The sequence below is a fragment of the Neolewinella antarctica genome (assembly GCF_011927835.1).
Classification (GTDB): Bacteria; Bacteroidota; Bacteroidia; order Chitinophagales; family Saprospiraceae; genus Neolewinella; species Neolewinella antarctica.
Window position 1 is genome coordinate 39,668 of the sequence record NZ_JAATJH010000006.1, and the last position, 21,656, is coordinate 61,323.

The 21,656-nt window shown below is 58.1% G+C and carries 9 protein-coding genes; all 9 read left to right on the forward strand.

The window, feature by feature from the left end:
• Positions 1-123 precede the first annotated feature (123 nt).
• The 9 genes from sov (at position 124) to GGR27_RS15980 (ending at position 21,449) form a co-directional block, all read left to right on the forward strand.
• Positions 124-7,782 carry a T9SS outer membrane translocon Sov/SprA gene (sov, locus tag GGR27_RS15940; RefSeq protein WP_168039134.1) on the forward strand — a complete coding sequence of 2,553 codons (7,659 nt, stop codon included), beginning with the start codon at positions 124-126 and terminating at the stop codon, positions 7,780-7,782.
• A 267-nt stretch (positions 7,783-8,049) separates the two neighbouring features.
• Entirely contained in the window at positions 8,050-9,165 is a 1,116-nt protein-coding gene (locus tag GGR27_RS15945) for a ferredoxin--NADP reductase (protein WP_168039136.1), read from the forward strand.
• Positions 9,166-9,409: 244 nt separating this feature from the next.
• Positions 9,410-11,518: an OmpA family protein gene (locus GGR27_RS15950; RefSeq protein WP_168039138.1), complete on the forward strand. Its 2,109-nt coding sequence runs from the start codon at positions 9,410-9,412 to the stop codon at positions 11,516-11,518.
• Between the two features lie 180 nt (positions 11,519-11,698).
• Entirely contained in the window at positions 11,699-14,515 is a 2,817-nt protein-coding gene (locus GGR27_RS15955) for a M16 family metallopeptidase (RefSeq protein ID WP_168039140.1), read from the forward strand.
• Positions 14,516-14,874: 359 nt separating this feature from the next.
• Positions 14,875-15,609: a hypothetical protein gene (locus GGR27_RS15960; protein WP_168039142.1), complete on the forward strand. Its 735-nt coding sequence runs from the start codon at positions 14,875-14,877 to the stop codon at positions 15,607-15,609.
• 226 nt (positions 15,610-15,835) lie between these two features.
• Positions 15,836-18,646, forward strand: coding sequence for a type I restriction endonuclease subunit R (locus GGR27_RS15965; RefSeq protein WP_209037965.1), 2,811 nt, complete (start codon positions 15,836-15,838; stop codon positions 18,644-18,646).
• Complete coding sequence (locus GGR27_RS15970) at positions 18,646-19,845, forward strand: restriction endonuclease subunit S (RefSeq protein WP_245184713.1); 1,200 nt, start codon at positions 18,646-18,648, stop codon at positions 19,843-19,845. The genes GGR27_RS15965 and GGR27_RS15970 overlap by 1 nt, the downstream gene beginning before the upstream one ends.
• Positions 19,846-19,874: 29 nt before the next feature.
• Complete coding sequence (locus GGR27_RS15975; RefSeq protein ID WP_168039148.1) at positions 19,875-20,426, forward strand: hypothetical protein; 552 nt, start codon at positions 19,875-19,877, stop codon at positions 20,424-20,426.
• Positions 20,427-20,843: 417 nt separating this feature from the next.
• Entirely contained in the window at positions 20,844-21,449 is a 606-nt protein-coding gene (locus GGR27_RS15980; RefSeq protein ID WP_168039150.1) for a transposase, read from the forward strand.
• Positions 21,450-21,656: the final 207 nt, after the last annotated feature.

The following is a 21,656-nucleotide window of genomic DNA, read 5'->3' on the forward strand; positions in this document are numbered from 1 at the left end:
ATCCGGGCTCCGTCAGTCCGGCCGGCAACTCTTAAATATCAACCGACGCAGACGTTTTCGCGACCCCGTCTGCGTTCCCGGTGGGTGCCCGTTTCCTCACCACGGGCCTTCGATGCAGTTTCTATGAAGAAGACGTTACTACTTTTTGGCTTTGCGCTGGTGTTTCTCAATTTTACGTCCGTCCCCTACGCGCCCAACGCCGTGGCCGACGGTGGCGTAACGGACCCATCGCGCGCCGTGTTCGAGGCCCTCACCTTTGTGAAATCCCCGGTGCTTTACGCGGACAAGGGCGTGGTCGCGGGTGCAAAGAAAAATACGGGAAGAGCAGCGGCTACCAACCTACCGCCTACCACCTACCGCCTAGATACCCTCCCCCCAATACAGGACCGCCAAAGGGACTTCATCACCGACCCCAACCGCAACGCCGTCGACCTGGCCGACCCCGCCGGCGTCACCCGCGAAGTAGAGTACGACCCCGAAAGCGGCACCTACATCGTCCGCGAACGCATGGGCGCCTTCGATTTTCGCCCACCCACCTACCTTACTTTCGAGGAATACCTCGAATACCAGAACCGCCAGCAGCGCGACCAGTACTTCAGGAACCTCGCCGGCCTGGGCAACCCCGAAGATGCCGTTAGCATCGGCGATCCACTGGCCGACATCGAGCTCGACCCCAACCTGATCAACAATCTTTTTGGTGGTACGGAGATCTCCATCCAGCCCCAGGGTGGGGTGGACCTTAGCTTCGGCGCGAACTACCAGTTTCAGGACAACCCCTTCATCGTCGAGCAATTCCGGAGCAATACGATTTTTGATTTCGACATGGACATCAACCTGAACGTCACCGGTCAGATCGGCGACAAGCTCAAGTTGAACACCAGCTACAACACCGGAGCCACCTTTAATTTTGATGACCAGATCAACCTGGACTATAACTCGGAAGCCTTTTCCGACGACGACATCATCCGCAACATTGAAGCCGGTAACGTAAGCCTGCCCCTGAAGGGTACCCTAATCGAGGGCGCGCAGTCCCTGTTCGGCATTAGTACCGAGCTCAAGTTCGGTCACCTCCGCGTGACGGCCATCGCTTCCCAGCAGCGGAGCGAGCGCGAGAAAGTGACCACCGAAGGCGGTAGCCAACTCGCCGAATTCCAGGTCTACGCCGATAGCTACGACGAGAACCGTCACTTTTTCATGAGCCACTTCAACCGCTCCGTTTATGAGGAAGCACTCCGGAACCTCCCCCAGATCAACAGTCTTTTTCACGCGGAAAACATGGAAGTCTGGATCACGAACGACCGGAACGAAGTCTTCGAAGTTCGCGACATCATCGCCTTTGCCGACCTTGCGGTTGCTAACCCTGAAAATCTTACGAACCCTAGTTCCGTCAACACTGACATAAGGGACCCACGCTACGATCCACTCTGCCCCAGCGACGTCCGCCTGCCGGACAACGGAGCGAACAATCTGTACAGCAAACTCATCGCCGCCGAGGATGCCGTCCGCAATATCGACCGGGCCGTTTCCACGCTCCAATCCGCCCGCTTCGGCCTGGAACAGATCCGGGACTTCGAAAAAGTATCGGCCCGTAAGCTTCAGCCCCGAGAATACACCGTGCACCCCGAGCTCGGCTTCATCTCGCTGAACATTAACGTGCAGCCGGACCAGGTAGTCGCCGTTTCCTACCGCTACAAGTACAACGGCAACGTGTTCCGCGTCGGTGAGCTGTCCGTCAACACCGAGAATGCTTCCGGCGTGCTACCCGGTCAGGGGCAGGCCGGCCAGCCGGGCCAACCAGGCCAGCCGCAGGACTCCAGCACGTTCGCCAACAAAGTGCTCATCACCAAGATGCTCAAATCCTCCACCCAGCGGGTCGGGGAGCCTTCCTGGGATTTGATGATGAAGAATGTCTACTCCATCGGTGCCTACCAGGTGAACCAGGAGGACTTCCGGTTGGATATTCAGTACGAAGACCCGGGGGAGGGCTTCAAGCGCTTTTTGCCGGTCCCCGTTAGGCCTACGCTTAATGCCGTTGACCCGGTGCCCGGCGTCCCCCTCATTCGGGCGCTAAACCTGGACCGCCTGAACACCCAGAACGACCCCATTCCGGACGGAATTTTTGACTTCGTTCCGGGCATCACGATCGACCCGACTTCGGGCCGCATCTATTTCCCCGTGTTGGAGCCCTTCGGTAGCGACCTGGCCGAGCGGCTGGCACCCGAGGACCGGGCCCGCTTCGTCTACCAGGAGCTGTACGATTCGACGATCTTCCAGGCGCGGGAATTCCCCGAAAAGAACCGTTTTGCCATCCGGGGTTCTTATAAATCAGCCGTGCAATCCGAGATTAGCCTCGGTGCTTTCAACATCCCCCCGGGCTCCGTCCGCGTAACGGCGGGTGGAGCTTTACTCGTGGAGGGGCGGGACTATTCCGTTGACTATTCCACCGGCCGCGTGCGGATTCTGAACGATGCCCTCCTGACTTCCGGCGTGCCGATCGACGTCAGCTTTGAGGACAATACGATCTTCAGCCTACAGACCAAGACGATGATCGGGCTGCGGGCGGATTACGAAGTGAATAGCAACCTGAGCGTCGGCGGTACGTACATGAAGCTTTTCGAGCGGCCCTTCACGCAGAAGGTCAATCTGGGGGAAGACCCCATTAACAACACCATTTACGGGCTGGACGCCACCTTCCAGCGGGAATCCGGCTTCCTCACCCGAATGGTGGATAAACTACCTTTCTACAGCACGACCGCCCCTTCGAGCATTAGCCTGACGGCGGAAACGGCCTGGCTCCGCCCCGGTCACAGCAACGCGATCAACAACAGCCGCAACGACAAATCCGGCATCGTCTACCTCGATGACTTCGAGGGCACGGCCAGCCCGATCGACCTGATGGTCCCGGTGCAGCGCTGGTACCTGTCGTCCATTCCCAAAAACGACGCGGCTAACAACAACCCGCTCTTCCCCGAGGGCGACCGGCGCGACCTGGTGGCGGGGGCTAACCGGGCGAAGTTGAACTGGTTCCGGGTAGAACCGCGGGCCCGTGAGCTCGACGGCATCAACGCCGACGGTGGCGTCTACGGAAGCGCCGTCCCCCAGCAGGAGGTGTTCCCGAACGTCGACATCCCCATCGCGCTGCGGCAGCGTAACCCGTTTACGACCTTCGACGTGGTCTACAACCCCGGCCTGCGCGGTCCTTACAACTTCGACACACCGAACGGTACGCCTGGCCTGACGCGCGGGGTCTTCCTCGAGAATGACCCCCTCAACCCCGTCAAGCTAGCCGCGCCCGAAACGCGGTGGGCCGGCATCATGCGGGAGATGACGACGCCGGATTTCCAGTCTGCCAACATCGAGTTCGTCGAGTTCTGGATGCTTTCTCCGTTTCTGGACGGGGAAAACGCCCGTCTGGCCGCCGACAATGGTGACCAAAAACAGGGTACGCTCTACCTTAACTTCGGTAACGTGAGTGAAGACATCCTCCCCGACAGCCGTAAGTTCTTCGAGAACGGACTACCCGGCCCGGTCAACCCCAACCGGCCGGTCGACAACACGGTCTGGTCGCGCGTCCCCGTTTCCCAGCAGATCACGCGGGGTTTCGATAACGATCCGGAAACACGCGCGCTGCAGGACGTTGGCCTGGATGGCTCCAACGACGCGGCGGAAGTCACCAAATTTGCGGACTACCTGACAAACTTCGACGGCCTCAACGAAGGCGGTCGCCAAGCCCTGCTACGGGACCCGGCCAACGACAACTTTTCTTACTACAACGACGAGCGCTACGACGGAGTTAACGACCTGCTTACCCGTTTCCAGGGGTGGAACGGTATGGAGGGCAACAGCGCCGCGAACACCGACACCCGTAGCAACACCCGTGAGAGCACGACGAACCTCCCCGACGCGGAAGACCTCAACCAGGATAACACGCTGAACGAGGCGGAAAGCTACTTCCAGTACGAAATCCCTTTCGTCCGTAGCCGCAGCAACCCCCGGGAGTTCGACACCGACGAGACGCCCTACATCACCGACCAGGTCGAGGCACCGAATGGCCGGCTCTGGTACCGCTTCCGCGTACCGTTGAACGATGACCAGCGCGTAGCCGTCGGGGGCATTCAGGATTTCCGGTCCATCCGCTTCATGCGTATGTACCTCAAAGATTTCGAAGCCACGACCGTGCTTCGTTTTGCCGAGTTCGAGCTCGTCCGCAACAGCTGGCGCCGCTACAACCGGGATTTTCGCGATACCCCGCCCCAGATCGGTGGTGAGGACAATACGGAGTTCAACGTCGACGCCATCAACATCGAGGAGAACTCCTCGCGGGAGCCCTTTAATTACGTGCTGCCCAGCGGCATCCGCCGCGAGCAGAGTTTGGGCGCCATCAATACGCTTCAGAACGAGCAGTCGCTGGTCCTCAAAGTACAGAACCTCCTGCCGAGCGACCGGCGGGCGGTGTTCAAGTACACGGATACCGACCTGCGGGTGTACGACGAGCTGAAGATGTTCGTCCACGCCGAGGCGCTTGGGGAAAGCCGGTTCGAGCGACCGAGGGACGGACAGTTAAAACTATTCATGCGGCTGGGTTCTGACTTCGAGCAGAACTACTACGAGTACGAAGTGCCCCTCCGCCTGTCGGACACTACGGGTCTCGTGGGCCTCAACACCAACTCCACCGAGTACGCCGACTCCGTGTGGCTGGCCGTCAACGAAGTCGACCTACCGCTGGATTTGCTCCGGGAATTGAAGCTCGACCGTAACCAGCAGGGCGTATCCATCACCGAGACTTACAGTACGACGTTTAATCCCAAGCCCGATAACGACGACATTAACACTACGCACACCATCCGCGTAAAGGGCAACCCGAACCTGGGTTTCGTCAAAGTTTTCATGATTGGCGTAAAGCACGAAGACGACCTGAACACTAACGGCGTGAGCGCGGAAATCTGGGTGAACGAACTCCGGCTGGAGGGGCTGGACGAGCGTGGCGGCGTGGCGGCCATCGCCCGGGCGGACATTCAGCTGGCGGACCTCGGTACGCTCACCGCGGCGGTTAACCACAGCAGTATCGGCTTCGGTCAGTTGGATAACTCCGTCACCGAACGAAGCCGGGAAAGCACCACCGGTTATGACCTGGCGGCCAACATCAGCGTAGACCGTTTTTTCCCGCAGACCTGGGGCTTGCAGTTGCCGGTGTATTTGCAGCACAGCAAAACCGTGTCCACGCCCGAGTACGACCCTTACGATCTGGACATCCGGGTGAAGGAGAAAACCGCGGCGGCGGACGACCGGCAGACGCGGGACTCGATCCGGGAACAGGCCCAGGAGATCAACACGATCTCGGCGGTCAACTTCAACAACATCCGCATCGCGCCGGCGGGCATCAGCCCTAAGAACCCCCTCAATCCGGCCAACGTGAGCGTGAGCTACGGCTACACGAAAACGGAACGGTCCGACCCCTTCATCGAGCAGGAACTCATCAAGGATTATACCGGGGCGATCGATTATACCTATTCCCGGGGTCGGGGCGGCAGTCTGGAGCCCTTCAAGGGCATCGAGAGTAAGTACTTGCGCCTCATCAAGGAGATCAACCTGAACCCACTGCCGAACACCTTTTCGTTCACGAACGTGCTCGACCGGAGTTTTGCGACTACTCGCTACCGGTTTGCGGGGGTGGAGGAGGAGTTCAACACCTTTTACAACAAGCGTTTTACCTGGACGCGGGCGTACGACCTGCGCTGGGACCTGACGCGGTCGCTCAAACTCGGCTACAACGCCAACATGGCCACCACGATCGACGAGATCAACGAGAGTGACTTCGTCGGTAACCCGGAACGGGACCAGACGGCAAGAGACGTCATCTGGGAAGGCCTACAGAACGGGGGGCGGCCGAAGCTCTACACGCAGGGTGTCAACGCCAGCTACCAGCTTCCGCTGCGGTATATTCCGTTTCTGGATTTTCTCGACGTGCGCGCCAATTACCTCGGTAACTATTCCTGGAACGCCGCGCCGCTGTCGCTGCGTGATGGGGATGAGATACCGGGGGGGAGCAGCCTCGGTAACTTGATCCAGAACAGCCAGACGCGCCAACTGACGGCCAACCTGAACTTCGAGAAATTTTACGACCAGTTCGCAATCTTGAAGAGCATCAACCGGCCCCAGCGCCGTGGCCGTAACCCAAAACCCCGCACCCGCGACAGCGCCAAAACCGAAGAAGCGGAGGGCGACGACAAGAAGAAAAAGAAAAAGAAGAAAAATTCCGAACCCAGTGCCGCCACCCGGGCCATCCTCCGGCCACTGATGGCGCTACGGAGCGTGCGCGGAAACTACTCCGAGGACTTCCGGACGGTCATCCCCGGCTTCCTACCCGAGCCCAATTTCTTCGGCCTTTCGGATGGCTTCAGTTCCCCCGGCTGGGGCTTCGTTGCCGGCCTGCAACCCAACATCCGTGAGCTCGACGTGGCCGACCGGCGCGGCCCGGACGATTTCCTGTATAACCTCGCCAACGAGGGTAACATCTCGATTAACCCACTCCTTAGCCAGGACGTGATTCAGAACTACACCAGGGAATGGGACGGCAGCGCGACGATCGAGCCCTTCCGGGATTTCCGTCTGGAGCTGACGATAAACCGCTCCTTCAGTCAGAATTATACGGAGACCTTTAAGATCAATTCGAAGGACGTGGGTGCGCCCTTCGAGCACGCGATCCCCGTGCGGGACGGTGCCCTGACGTTCTCCAACGGTGGCGCCAGTAGCCTGTTTAATCAGGACACGACTTCCCTCAACGCGCTGTTTGAAGAATTCGACAACAATCGCCTGATCGTTTCCCAGCGACTGGGCGACGGCCGCCTGCACTCCGACGAAGAACTAGCCGAACAGGGTTATTCATTCGGCTACGGACCCAACCAGCAGAATGTATTACTGACCGCCTTCCTCGCCGCCTACCGCGGGGAAGACGCCGCGACGGCTAACTTGGATCCCTTCGACCTCAAGGCCAGCCCGAACTGGCGCCTGACCTACAACGGACTCGATAAAATCGGTAAGCTCAGCGAAATATTTCGCCGGATCAACATCACTCACGGCTACCAATCGAGCTTCTCGATCAGTAGTTACGGTACCAGCCTCGACTACCTGGCCGCCATTACGGAACTTTCGAACCCGGACCTGAGCGAAGGCTACGATACCGTCGGCCTGAACTTCTTCCCCCGCATCGAAATTCCCAATATTTCCGAATCGAAGAGCTTCGCACCGCTGATCTCCATTGAAGCGGAGTTGCAAAACGGCCTTAGCTTCAACTTCGCCTACCAGCTCACGGATAACCGGAGCCTCAACATTGTTTCCAAGCTGCAAAGTGAGCAGGTTTCTAAAGAAATAGTGGGTGGTTTCGGCATCGTCCTGGAGGGCATCGAGATCGGGTTTCTCCAGGGAGGCCGCAACAAGCGGCGGGCCCGTTCCGACGGGGAAGCGGGTGACAACGTCACGCGGGGTGCGGGGCGGGGCAACAGTCGCTCCGGTGGCCGCCTGAACATCAGCGACATGGACATCCAACTGAACTTCAGTATCCGGGACGGCAAGACGTACGCAACGCGCCTCAACCCGCAAATCCGGGAGATCGTGGAAGGTAGCCGCGTGTTCAGCTTCGCGCCCTCCGTGGAGTACCAGGTCAACAACCTGCTCGGGCTGCGCGCCTTTTTCGATTACCGCAAGACGACGCCGTTCAACCCCCTCGGGTTCCCGCAGACGGCGGCTAGCGGTGGGGTGGTGGTTCGCTTTCAGCTTAATTAGGAAGAATTAGGCGGTAGGCTGGTAGGCGGTAGGAAGAATTAGGCGGTAGGCTTGTAGGCGGTAGGTTCTAGCCACAGTATCTACCGCCTACCGCCTACCAGCCTACCAGCCTACCAGCCTACCGCCTACCGCCTACCAGCCTACCGCCTACCTTCCCTACCGCCTAACCTCCCTAGTCCCCCAAAAGTCATATTTAAGCCGGGAACAGAACCCAGACCGGGAAAAACCCCTTCCCCTTGCAGACCTTTGTGTCGCGAAAGAACCAGCATGAGCCAACCTACTTTTTATTCCCTTCCCGTCGCTTCCATCACCCCGGAAACCGATAGCGCCGCCACCGTTGCCTTCGACGTCCCCGAGGAACTCGCCGACCAGTTTGCATACAAAGCCGGGCAGTACCTGACGCTGAAGTTTACCGTCAACGGCAAGGAAGAGCGCCGCGCGTACAGCATGTGTTCCGCGCCGCACGAGGACGAGATCGCCGTGACGGTCAAACGCGTGCGGGGTGGGGTAGTGAGTAACTACATCGCCGATCAACTAAAAGCGGGGGATACCGTGGAAGTGATGCCGCCCCAGGGACGCTTCCTGGTGGACACGGACCACGCCCGCCGCCGCGAATATTTCCTGTTCGGCGCCGGCAGTGGCATCACACCGTTGATGTCGATTCTGCAGTCCGTGCTGGAGCGGGAGCCGCAGTCGAAAGTGCACCTGTTTTACGGTAATCGGGACGAGAAGAACATCATCTTTGAGAAAAAACTCGAGTCGCTGCAGGAGCGCTACGAAGGGCAGCTAGAAGTGGAACACACGCTGTCCCGGCCGGAGAAATTTAAGCAGAGCGGTCTGCGGGGGCTGTTCTCGCGCGGGAAGCCGCAGTGGCGCGGCGCGACGGGGCGAATCAGCATCAAGGCCGTTCAGGAATTCATGCAACGCCACCCGGCGCTGGTGGAAGACCGAGCGTACTACATCTGCGGCCCCGGTCAGATGATCGACGACGTGGAGCAAGCCCTGTTGGGCCTCGGCGTACTGAAAAAGCACGTGCACACGGAGCGCTTCGCCAGTGCGAGCAGCACTAAGGCCAAGGCACCCGTGAGTGGCGAGGTGGTAGCGGCCACGGTAACGGCCAAAATCAGTGGTAAGGAACACGTCGTTGACCTTAAACCGGGACAAACGATTCTCGACGCGCTGCTGGAAAATGGATCGCAGCCGCCCTATAGCTGCCTGGCCGGTGCGTGTAGCACCTGCATCGCCAAAGTCAATAAAGGTGGCGTCAAGATGGAAGTCTGCTTTGCGCTCGACGACGATGAGGTAGCCAACGGCTTCGTGCTCACGTGCCAGTCGCACGCGACGACGGCCGAGGTGTACGTGGACTTCGATGCGGCGGAATAAGATTTCGCACGGCATAGTCCGGGTTGGTCTTGCCAAGCCATCCTCTCCCCCGGCCCCTCTCCGAAGGTAGAGGGGGGACGCGATAGCCGTTGGAGCAAGAAAGAAGTGATAACAAATTTATCCAAGTACTTAATTACTTCGCTCGTTTCCGCGCGGTAAGGTTACTATCCGTATCTTTTACCGTCAAACGGATAAAGCTTCGGTCGTGAACTATTGTGCAAAATCGCTTACTTTTTTAATTTTTTTGGTCTTACTGCAGGTGCAGTTCGGACGGGCGCAGTCGGCGGCGGACGGGCGCATCGGCACGGGTAAGTCGATCGAAACGGGCCCGGTGCTGAGCCCGGATGGCTCGGAGTTGTACTTCACGCGCCCGGACCACAGGAATAATCAGGGACGGGACGACGCCGCCGACATTTGGCTACGGACGCGCGCCGCCAACGGCCGCTGGAACCGGGCCATTAACCCGGGTTCTCCCATCAATTCGTACGCCGCCGACCGCGCGCTGGGCCTCAGTCCGGACGGGAATACGCTCGCCGTTTTGCGGGCGGGCGACCACCTGGAGATCGAAACCCTGCAGCGCAACGGCCGTAGCTGGGTCAGGGTGGCGCTGTCGCGGGTGCCGGGGGAAGTGGGTGAGAGCAAGGACATCGGGTACAACGTTCTGACGGGTGAGCTCATCTTCGTGCGGGGCTCCGGTACCGACGACCAAGATTTGTACCTCACGCAATTAGGCACGGACGGAGAATGGTCCGCCGCCCAGCCACTCACCAAGTTAAACACAGCCGCCAACGAAAGCCGATCGAGCTTCGGTTCCGACGGGCGGACGCTCTACTTCTTCCGGGCAAACGCAGGCTGGTTTAAGCAAGTCGACCGCGCAGTCGAGCCCACGCTGACGCGCGTACCGATTTTTAGCAAACGGTTTGCCGTAGGTCTGAACGGAGACGCCCGCCGGATGCAGTCCGTGGTGGAACTTCCCGGCCCGGGTAAGCGCGGGGAGCTACGGGGGATGCTGGTTGCGGAGAACGATCACCCCGCCCCCGGGCGGGTGGTGCGCGTTGCGCCCGGTGATTTGCCCGTGATGACGACTACCGGGGTGAGGATCGACGGTCTGTCGCCGGACGGTAGTAAAATCGGGCTGTTCCTCAGATCTGACGAGCGATTGGTTGACGGGCAAGAGTTAGCGGACCTCAACCAAATCGGCGTCCCCGTCGGGGGAACAACCGCCGTAAGTATGGTTGCCCGCCCGGAGCAAAAAATTAATCAGTTGGAAAGCCAGGTTGCCGAGCGGGAATCCGCGTTGCGGAAGTTGATCGAAGAGCAACGGTACGTGTCCGACGGGGCGCAACTGGCTGGGTCACGGACGTCCGAATTAGGTCCGGCACAACTGGATACTTTACCGAAGGGCTCCGGCACGCGCGACCGGTACGCGGAAGACTTATCCGAGCTGGAGATACTGAAGGAAAAATTCCGTCGCCAACAGGAAGAACGCCAGCGGGTGGCGGCCGGTGGCTCCCGGAAATCCGCGCGAACGTCCTCCACGCAGGATGCCTCCCGGGGCCGGCGGTCGTCGCGCGAGAAAGCTACCACTGATGGGAGTGCCCGCCCGCGCGGTGGCTCTTCCGACCAAACTGGTTATTTAGCGGAAATTAGGGAAAGACAGCGGCGGGATAGCCTGGACCGCGCGGCCACCCGGCGCTCCGACGGCGAGCGTAAACAAAAAAAGCAAGCCTGGGAATACGCCGCCCAGCGTGATCTGCCGGTCAATAACTCCGAACCAACGTCGGCCACTAACCAAAGCGACGCACGGTACGACCAGCAACTCGCGGAGTTAGCGGCCTTACGGGAAGAAGTCGTTCGTCTGCGTACGCAACAGGATACCGAGCGCCCCGCCCCGGCTCCCGAGGCGTACGGTACTCCTTCCGGCTACGTACCCCCGGCCGATCGGGACTGGACTTCCCGGACGCCCGCACCGAGCACCGCGGAAGCGCCCATGAACACCGCATATCCCACCAACCCGGCACCCGCGACCGCGCCCCCCGCCGCCAAAAGATCCGGCCAAAAAACGCGGACGGACGTGACCTTTATCCCGAATACGGCCTACGTCGACGGGGGCGGCTACGACGGCCTGGAGCAGATCTGCCGCGCCGTGGAGGCTGCCCGCGCCCCGGTAACCATCGTGGTGCACACGCGGGCCGACCTGGAAAAGCGCCCGGCGCAACTGCTGAGTGAGGAGCGAGCGGTGAAGATTGGCAATTATTTACGGGAGCGGGGCATTGCGGAGCGGCATTTTCACGTGCTCGGCTACGGCAATAACCTGACCGGGAAGGGTGGGGAAAGGGTAGAGATTTGGTGACGGGGCGATCGCTGATTTCCGTCTGAGGGCAACACTTAATTCTTAAGAAGACAAGAAACGGGCAGGCTTTTTGGTTAAAACAAACCAAAGCCGTACTTCGCATTTAGTGGGTTCACGCCCAGGCTAAAGCTGGTATTCTTTGTGCATGATTACCTTTCGTGACCAAAACCCGCGCTACCCATGATCTCCAGAATTCTTGTTTGCCTTACTTTCCTCAGCCTGGCCGCCTGTAACGGTGATCGGGAGCCTTCCGTAGCCCAGGGTAAATTCTCCGTCCCCTTCGAAAAATTTGAACTGGAAAACGGCCTGGACGTCGTGCTGCACGTCGACGAATCCGACCCCGTGGTGGCCGTGGCGTTGACCGCCCACGTGGGCAGCGCCCGGGAAAAGGAAGGGCGAACGGGCTTTGCCCACCTCTTCGAGCACCTGCTTTTCCTCGAATCCGAAAACTTAGGTAAGGGCGGCCTCGACGCCATGAGCGCCCGCATCGGCGGCTCCGGCGCGAACGGCTCCACCAGCCGGGACCGGACGAACTACTTCCAGACCGTCCCGCAGGATGCGCTGGAAAAAATGATCTGGGCCGAGGCTGACAAACTGGGTTACTTCATCAATACGGTGACCGAGCCGGTGCTGGCCAAGGAGAAGCAAGTCGTCAAAAACGAGAAACGGCAGGGTGTCGATAATAGGCCCTACGGCCACACGCGCTACGTGATCGACAAGGCGCTGTACCCCGCCGACCACCCCTACAACTGGCAGGTCATCGGCTCGCTGGAAGACCTGGACGCGGCGACCCTGCCCGACGTAAAAGAATTTTTTCGCCGCTGGTACGTACCGAACAACGTGACGCTGACGATCTCCGGCAACTTCGACCCGGTGGAAGTTAAGAGGTTGGTGAAAAAGTATTTTGACGAGATTCCCCGCGGCGAAGCGGTGGAGCGGATGGACCTGGCGCCGGTCACTCTCGCCACCACAAAAAAGCTCTACCACGAAGATAATTTCGCCCGCCTCCCCGAACTGACGATGGCCTGGCCGACGGTGGAGCAGTATAACTCAGACGGTTACGCGCTGGACGTACTGCTGGACTACCTCAGCAACGGCAAACGCGCGCCCCTGTACAAAGTGATCGTCGAGCAAAAAGAACTGGCCGCGAACGTGCAGGCCTATAACTACGGTTCCGAGTTAGCGGGGACGGCCTACATCTCCGTGCGCGCCTTTCCGGACACGCCGTTGGATACCGTAGCGGCGGCCATCGTGGAAGGGTTTAAACGATTCGAGACAGCGGGAATTTCCGAAAAGGACCTGGACCGAATCAAAGCCGGCCAGGAAACGAATTTCTACAACGGTTTGTCCAGCGTGCTGGGTAAAGGCTTCAACCTGGCGCAGTACAACATCTTCGCCGGTGACCCGGGCTTCGTGGAACAGGACATCGAGAACATCCTGGCGGTGACGACGGCGGACGTGATGCGGGTTTACGATCAATACTTAAAAGGGCAACCTTTCGTGGCGACTAGCTTCGTACCGAAGGGGCAAACGGACCTGATCCTCACGGGTAGCACCAAAGCGGACGTGGTGGAAGAGCCCATCGAGCAGGGTGCGGAAGAAGAATTCGACGCCGGTATTGCTGCCGAATACGAGCGGACGGCTTCCTCCTTCGACCGGGCGGCGGAGCCGAATTACGGCGCGGAAATCAGTACCGTTCCCCCGACCGTCTGGACGGAAGAGCTCGCCAACGGCGTGACCGTCCGGGGCATCGAGAACAACGAAGTCCCGCTGATCAATTTCAACCTGGCCATCCCCGGCGGCCAACTCAACGAGACGCTCGGTAAGGCCGGCGTGGCCAACCTGATGGCTACGCTACTCACCAAGGGCACCAAAAACAAAAGCCCCGAAGAGCTGGAAGACGCCATTCAGCAACTCGGCGCGCGCATCAACGTGTACGCGACGGGCACCGACATCCGCGTATCCGGTAACACGCTCGCCCGTAATTACCCCGCCACGATTGCGCTGCTGACGGAGATTATGCTGGAACCCCGCTGGGATGAGGAAGAACTGGCCATCGCCCGCCGGGGAGTTCTCAGCCGGATCGAGCAGAACGCCGCCTCCCCGAACGCCATCGCCGACAAAGCTTTTGACGAATTGCTTTACGGAGAAGACAATATCCGCGCTTACTCCCGCCTGGGCACGGCGGAGACGGTAGCGAACATCACCATGGACGACCTGAAGGATTACTACGAATCCTTTATTTCCCCCAGCGAGGCTAACCTGAACGTGGTCGGGGCACTGAATCAAGCGGATGTTCTTGCCCCCTTCGACCGCCTGACCGACGGCTGGTCCGCCCGCGAGACGACCGCCCCGCAGTGGCCGCTAGCGCGGGAGATCGACGCGGCGAAGGTTTACTTTTACGACGTCCCCGGTGCCAAGCAATCCGTGCTGTACGTCGGCAACCCCTCCCTGGCCGCGACCGACCGCGACTACTACCCCACGCAGATCATGAACTACATCCTGGGCGGCGGCGGTTTCGCTTCGCGCCTGACGCAAGAGTTGCGGGAGGGGAAAGGCTATACGTACGGGATCAATTCCGGTTTCAACGGCGGTAAGGAAACGGGTGTTTTTGCCATCAGCACCAGCGTGCGGAGTAACGTTACCCTGGAATCCGCGCAGGCGATCAAGCAAATCCTGGAAGCCTACCCGGAGACCTTTTCGGAGCAGGACCTGGAAACGACCCGTAGCTACCTGACCAAAAGCAATGCCCGCGCTTTCGAGACGGCCGGCGCCAAACTCGGCCTGCTGGACGACATGGCGGAATACGGCTGGTCGGCCGATTACGTGCGGGAGCGGGAAGACGTGGTTCGGAACACCGAGGTCGAGGATGTGAAGCGGATCGCCAATCAGTACTTGCGGCCGGAGAAGATGATTTGGCTGGTGGTCGGGGACGCGGCTACGCAGTTGGGGCGGATGAGGGAATTGGGGTACGGGGAGGTGGTTTTGCTGGAGTAAGTAGGGGATTTAATTAGATAGCGGGGCGCGGTCGTCCCGACTAAGTGCGGGACTAGCTATCGCGTCGCGGGTATAGGGTTAATTAGCCCGCCAGCTACGTGACTTTGCTCGCTACGACCGGGATTTAGACGTGGGCGGCACTGCATGGTGTGGTGCGACGAAGAAGCGAGATTACCGTGAGCTTTCGAGGATTTTTGCCGGTATTTGCCCGCATACTCGGTCGCCAATTCTCGTTCCCAAATTACCGCTGCCACTCGCCACCGAGCGAAAAAAAGTACGGACCGAAATTAAAACACGTTCCCCCCCGCATTGACGGCAAAAAGACAGAACCGAATCCCCCTAAACTCTATTTTCTTTACATGAATCCACAGAAAGCAGGTCCCATCGCGTTGATCCTACTGGGCACCTTCATGCTGTTCATCACGTCCATGCTCGGCATGCACGACCCTATCTTTTATAAGGTGGCGGTGATGATGAGCGGCATGGGTGTATTCTCGCTCGTAGCGGCCAATGCATCACTGACGGACCCCAGTGGTGTCCACGGCGGTCGCGACACGCAAAGCGTGATCCACGACCTGGACCTGCTGCGTCTGTTCGAGCGCCAACCCGGGGGCTTGTTGTCGAAAGAAATGGTCGTGCGGAAAACCGGCCTGACCCCGCTCGAAGCCGGGGTGCGGCTCAATACCTTAAACATCGGCGGCTTACTCCGGGCGGGGTCGAACCCCGGTGGCGCGCGCCGCTTCTTCGAGCTTTCCGCCCCGCTGGAGGCCGCTCCCGAACTGCGTCTTTCCGGCGAGGCCTACCTGACCATTGAGGACTTGCAAGAAATCTTCATCGCCTACGACTACAAAGTGAGCCCCCACAAACTGATGGTGACGACGGGCCTAACCTGGGAACTGCTGTCGCGCGAAATGAAGCACTTCCGGGAGCAGGGCATCATCGACGTCGTGTACATCAAACGGCCGGGCGATAGCTACAAGCAGTACGTACTAATGGAGGCTTACCAGCGGATAGATACGCTGGACCTAACGAGCCGCGACCAAATCAATGCGGACGTGAAGCAGGTGCTTTATGATGAGGATTTTTTGGTTTAGGCACGCACGTCAGATTTTGAACACACAAAGCACAAAAGAAACGGAAAAGCACAAGAAAGAATACAAGTTAAAGTATGTGTGCCCCTTCTTTTATTCTTCATTCTGTGTTCCTGTTTTTGTTAGCTCATGTGACGGATTATCCCGTAGTTAATCATCAGCGTTACACAACAAAAGTATGGGGCTGCACCCCGCACTAACGTTAGGCGCACCTCCGGTTATTCTGACATTGGCTACCTTAGCCCGCCCCTCGAACAACCAACACCCCGAACAACTCGCCCGCGACCAGATCGACGCCCAACTCCGCGCCGCCGGCTGGGCGGTGCAGGGCAAAGGAGAAGTCGACCTCTACGAAAACGATGGCGTCGCGGTGCGCGAACACCACACTTCGGTGGGGCCGGCCGACTACGTGCTGTTCGTTAAGACGCAACCAATCGGCATCATCGAGGCCAAGCGGGAGGATTTAGGACACAAGATCACGGAAGTCGAAGAACAGAGCCTGGGCTACGCGCGGGCCGAGATCAAATTTGTCGACACCACCCGGCTCGATTTTACCTACGAAAGCACCGGCGTCATTACCCGTTTTACGGACCACCGCGACCCCAAACCGCGCAGCCGCGAAGTCTTCAGTTTTCACCGCCCACTAACACTGCTCGCTCTCCAGAGAAACTCTGCATCCCTGCGTCAGCGCCTAAATAACTTGCCGCCGCTCGACGAGACCGGCCTCCGCCCCGCGCAAATCGAAGCCATCCACAACCTGGAAAAAAGCTTCGCCGACAATAAGCCGCGCGCGCTCATCCAGATGGCCACCGGGGCGGGCAAAACCTTTACCGCCTGCACCTTCGCTTACCGTCTGCTGAAGCACGCCCGCGCCCGCCGCATCCTGTTTCTGGTGGACACCAAGAACCTCGGCGAACAGGCCGAGCAGGAATTCATGAGCTACCAGCCGCGCGACGATAACCGAAAATTCACCGAGCTCTACGGCGTGCAACGGCTCACGAGCAGCCACATCCCGAACGACTGCCAGGTGTGCATCTCCACGATACAGCGGCTGTATTCCATCCTGAAGGGGGAGGAGCTCGCCGAGGGGGCGGAAGACGACAACCCACACGAAAACGACCGCTGGCAAAGGAAGGAACCGCTGCCCGTCGTGTACAACCCCGCCAACCCCGTCGGCCAGTTCGATTTTATCGTCATCGACGAAGCCCACCGCAGCATTTACAACCTCTGGCGGCAGGTGCTCGAATACTACGATGCCTATTTGATCGGCCTCACCGCCACGCCCGACAGCCGCACCTACGGGTTTTTCAACGGTAACGTGGTGAGCGAATACACCTACGAAGAATCGGTGGCCGACGGCGTCAACGTGCCCTTCGACGTGTACACCATCGAGACGGCCATCACGGCCGGCGGAGCGATCATCCCCAAGAGCGCCCGGGGCGTGGAGCACCGCGAAAAGCTGAGCCGCCGCAAACGCTGGGAACAGCTCGACGAAGACCTCGAATACGAAGCCCGTCAGCTGGACCGCGACGTGGTGACGCCCGACCAGATCCGCACCATCATCCGCGAATACCGCCGCATCCTGCCCGGGCTGTTCCCGGACCGGCACGACGCGCGCGGCGAGTTCGAGGTCCCCAAAACACTGGTGTTCGCCAAGACGGACAGCCACGCCGACGACATCATCCAGATCGTCCGCGAGGAAATGGGGGAGGGCAACGACTTTTGCAAAAAGGTGACCTACAAGGTCGAGGAAGACCCGAAGAGCATCCTCAACCAGTTCCGCAACGGCTGGGCGCCGCGCATCGCCGTAACGGTCGACATGATCGCCACCGGCACCGACGTCAAACCCCTCGAAGTGCTGCTGTTCCTGCGCGACGTCAAGAGCGCCAACTACTTCGAGCAGATGAAGGGCCGCGGCACCCGCACCATCTCGCTCGACGACCTCAAACGGACGAGCAACACGGCCAAGAGTACCAAGACCCACTTCGTGATCGTCGACGCCGTCGGGGCCACGAAGTCTAAGAAAACCCTCAGTCGGCCCCTCGAACGCAAGCCCGGCGTGCCGCTTAAAGATCTCCTGCACGCCATCAAAATGGGCGCGCGCGACGAGGACTTATTTTCGTCGCTCGCCAACCGGCTGATCCGGCTCGACAAGCAGATCACGCCCGCCGAAAAAGAGGGCTTTAAGGAACTGGCCAAGGGCCGCGACATCAAGCAAACCGTCCGCAAGCTACTGGCCGCCTTCGACCCGGACGTGATTGAAGGGGCGCGGTCGCGGGTGCAAAGGGAGTTAGTGGGGCAAAGCCCCGCCGCGATCGAGACCGCGATGGACGAAGCCGAAAACGACTTGCAGATCGACGCCGCCCGTATTTTCAACGGGGCTTTGGCGGATTACGTAGAGAACGTCCGCAAAGTCCACAGCCAAGTGATCGACAACGTGAGCCGCGACACCGTCCTGCGTAGTGAAGCCGACAGCTTCAGCACCGAGCGGAGCCGCGAAGTCGTGGCCGGTTTCGAAGCCTACCTGCGGGAAAATACGGACGAGTTCACCGCCCTGGCCATTTACTTCAACGAGCCCCACCGCCGCCGCGAGGTCACCTTCCGGATGGTCAAAAGCCTCGTCGAGCGGCTGAAGGTCGACCGCCCGGCGATGGCCCCGCACTACGTCTGGGAAGCCTACAACAAACTGGAGGACGTCAGCGACGCCCGCCCCGAAAGCGAGCTGATCGCGCTGGTCAGCCTCGTCCGCCGCGTCGCCGGCCTCGACGAGCGCCTGACGAACTACGCCGGCCGCGTGGACCGCAATTTCCAGACCTGGATCTTCAACCACAACAACACGGCCGCCGAGAAATTCAGCGAAGAACAACTGACGTGGCTGCGGATGATCCGCGACCACGTCAAACAATCCTTTCATTTGGAACGGGACGATTTCGACTTGCACCCGTTTGACGGGAAGGGTGGGATCGGTGGGTTTTATGCGGCGTTTGGGAAGGGGTATGCGGGGGTTATTTTGGAAATGAATGAAATATTGGTGGCGTGATGGGAACTATTAAACTAAAAACTTTGCCACTTGGAGAAGTATGCGACTTCAAAGGTGGTGGAACTCCAAGTAAAGCAAATAAGGCTTATTGGACTGGCGACATACCCTGGGCATCTATAAAAGATATAAAGGGAGATGTTCTTAACTCGACCATTGATTCAATCACAGAAACGGCAGTCCAAGAAAGTTCAACGAACATTGCCGAGGCGGGCAGCCTAATTCTTGCTACACGTATAACTCCTGGACGTCCAATCTTGACGAACATTAGAACCGCAATTAACCAAGATTTAAAGATTGTCACGCCTAAAATTGAAATGGATACTAAATTCATGCTATATGCTTTTCAATCTTTGGAACGAGAAATAATAAAAATATCTAGTGGTACTACTGTCTTGGGTGTACGGTTAAATAATTTAAAAGAAATTGAGTTTCCTGCTCCACCCCTCCCCGAGCAGCGCGCCATCGTAGCGAAGTTGGAGGCGTTGTTTTCGGAGTTGGACCGGAGTGTTGTGGAGCTGGAGGTGGCGTTGGGGAAGGTGGGGGTTTATCGGATGGGGGTTTTGGATGAGTTAACTGATGGATTTAAGAAAGTCACAGTGTCGACCGTAATTGCAGATCTGTCACAAGGATGGAGTCCAAAATGCAAACGTACTCAGCGAACGAATGAGAATGATTGGGCGGTGATCAAAACATCAGCTATTCAAGCTATGGCGTTCGTTGCGGACCAGAACAAAGAATTGCCAAATAATCTTGAACCTAGATTTCAGCACGAAATTGAAAATGGAGATATTCTAATAACCCGTGCAGGTCCCCGGCCCCGCGTGGGTGTTTGTTGTAAAGTCAAGACTACTGCTGTGAAGTTGATTAATTGCGACAAGGTTTATCGCATAAAGGTTCAAGAAGATTTAATTACTGGAGATTATTTTCAATATGTACTGAATTCTCCTAAACTCCTCAACGCTCTGGATAAGATTAAAACAGGCGGCAGTGATAGCGGGCTCAACCTAACTCAGAATCGATTTAAAAAACTTCAGATCCCGCTCCCCTCCCTCCCCGAGCAGCAGCAGATCGTAGCCGAGATCGAGTCGCGTTTTTCGGTGGCGGAGGTGTTGGAGCGGGGGTTGCGGGCTGGGTTGTTGCGGGCGGCGGGGTTGCGGATGGGGATTTTGAAGCGGGCTTTTTTGGGGGCGTTGGTTTGAAAAAATGTGATCTTTAAAATACGAAACTTATGATTGAATACATACACGAGCGATACACCTTATCGCGAGCACTAACAAGACCTACAAAAGCAAATGAGCATCATACGGATGCTCAGCGTATAAATTTTATACTTATGCCAGTTGATTCAGAGAGGCAAGTCGCGTTGGAAAGTGAAACACGAATGGTTTATGTTGTCAGTACTGAAACCGAAGTGGTCTACGTCGGAGAAGCGTACACCGACCTCAAAACCAGAATGAGCCGAGGCTTTGTGCCAAGAAGGCATTACGCTAGAACAGGGCATGCAAGAGGTGGATACAAAGGTTATAAGTGGATTGATCTTATTGAACCAGAAGATGCCAATAGTCTAACCGTCGACGCATTTATGTTCGGCGCGGACTTCAATGATGCTGATTACAGATGTGTTATCGAAGGAGTAGAGGGTGATCTGGTGCACATCATCCGAGCTAATGATGGTAAGTGGCCTGCTTACCAGAATGAAATACACTTTAGCAATCAGGAAGGGGCATACGCTACGGCGGAAGCGATTTATGAAACGATAAAAAATTTCGAAAATGAGTAAAAAGGCTTACGTGGCCATGACGGGCGGGTGGGTAAAAGTCCCCTAAGGGGGTAGCGCCACGGTCAGATTCGCGCATATGAACTGCGTTGAAGTCATCACCGATAGGCATTTAAACATTAAGGTTTTGCGGCGGACTTTTTTGGGAGCGTTGGTTTAGCCACGTTGCTACCTCCGGCGGTGGGGGAGGGTTTAGGGTCTCGGAGCGGCCCCCGCGCGCGCACTCGCGTAGCGAGTTGGCGGGTGGGGGTTCTCCGAGCGCCCGGGTGGGTGGTGGGTGATTGGGGTTGAGTGCTGCCAGGAACCCGGGCGCTCAGAGAACCCCCGGGCCCTCGCTGGCTGCGCTGGCGAAAACCCAGGGGCCGCTCCGAGACCCTAGAGATTATCCGTTATCTTGAGCAGGACTCAATACTCCCCGCCATGCCGCAAGCTCCCCGGCCCGTGATTCGGCCCAACGCTTATTACCACATTTACAACCGGGGTGTCAACCGGCGGACGATCTTTAGAAAGGACAGCGATTTTCTGCATTTCTTGATGCTCTGTGATAAATACCTGGCGCAGGCGGGTCAGCTATTGTCTTATGCGCTGATGCGTGATCATTTTCACCTGACGGTGTTGATGAACCCCGCCGCGGACATCCCGCCGAAGCTGTTGCGAACCGAGCACACACTGGGTCGGACGTTCGGGCATTTGCAGAATGCTTACGCGAATTACTTTAATTTCAAATACGGGACGGTAAGTGGACTATTCGAAGCGAGATTTGAACGTAAGGAAGTTGACTCGCTGCGGTACCTACTGGACTTAATCGTTTACCAGCACCGCAACCCGAGAAAGCATGGCGTGGTGGACGATTATCGGTCTTATTTCTGGACGTCTTACCAGGAGTTTGCCAACCCGCTCGTGACGTGCCACGTAGCCAAAGAACTGACGCTGGCGAAATTCGGCGGCCCTCAAGCTTTCTTTGCCGCGCATGATACGGAAGTTCCTTTTGCGATGGCGAATTTTGAATTTGCTTTCGAAGTTTAAGGGTCTCAGAGCGGGGCCGCCCATCCAACAGCGCAGCGAGTAGACGAACGGAGGTTCTCCGAGCGCCCGGTGACGTTCACGCAAATCAAGCCAACTTACGACCCAAGGCATTCTGTCGATCAACAAGTGAGCTTGCTCAGCTCAAGACCTGATTTATGGTGCAAAAAATGAGTTCTATATACCACGACCGCCTTACTAAATTAGTGC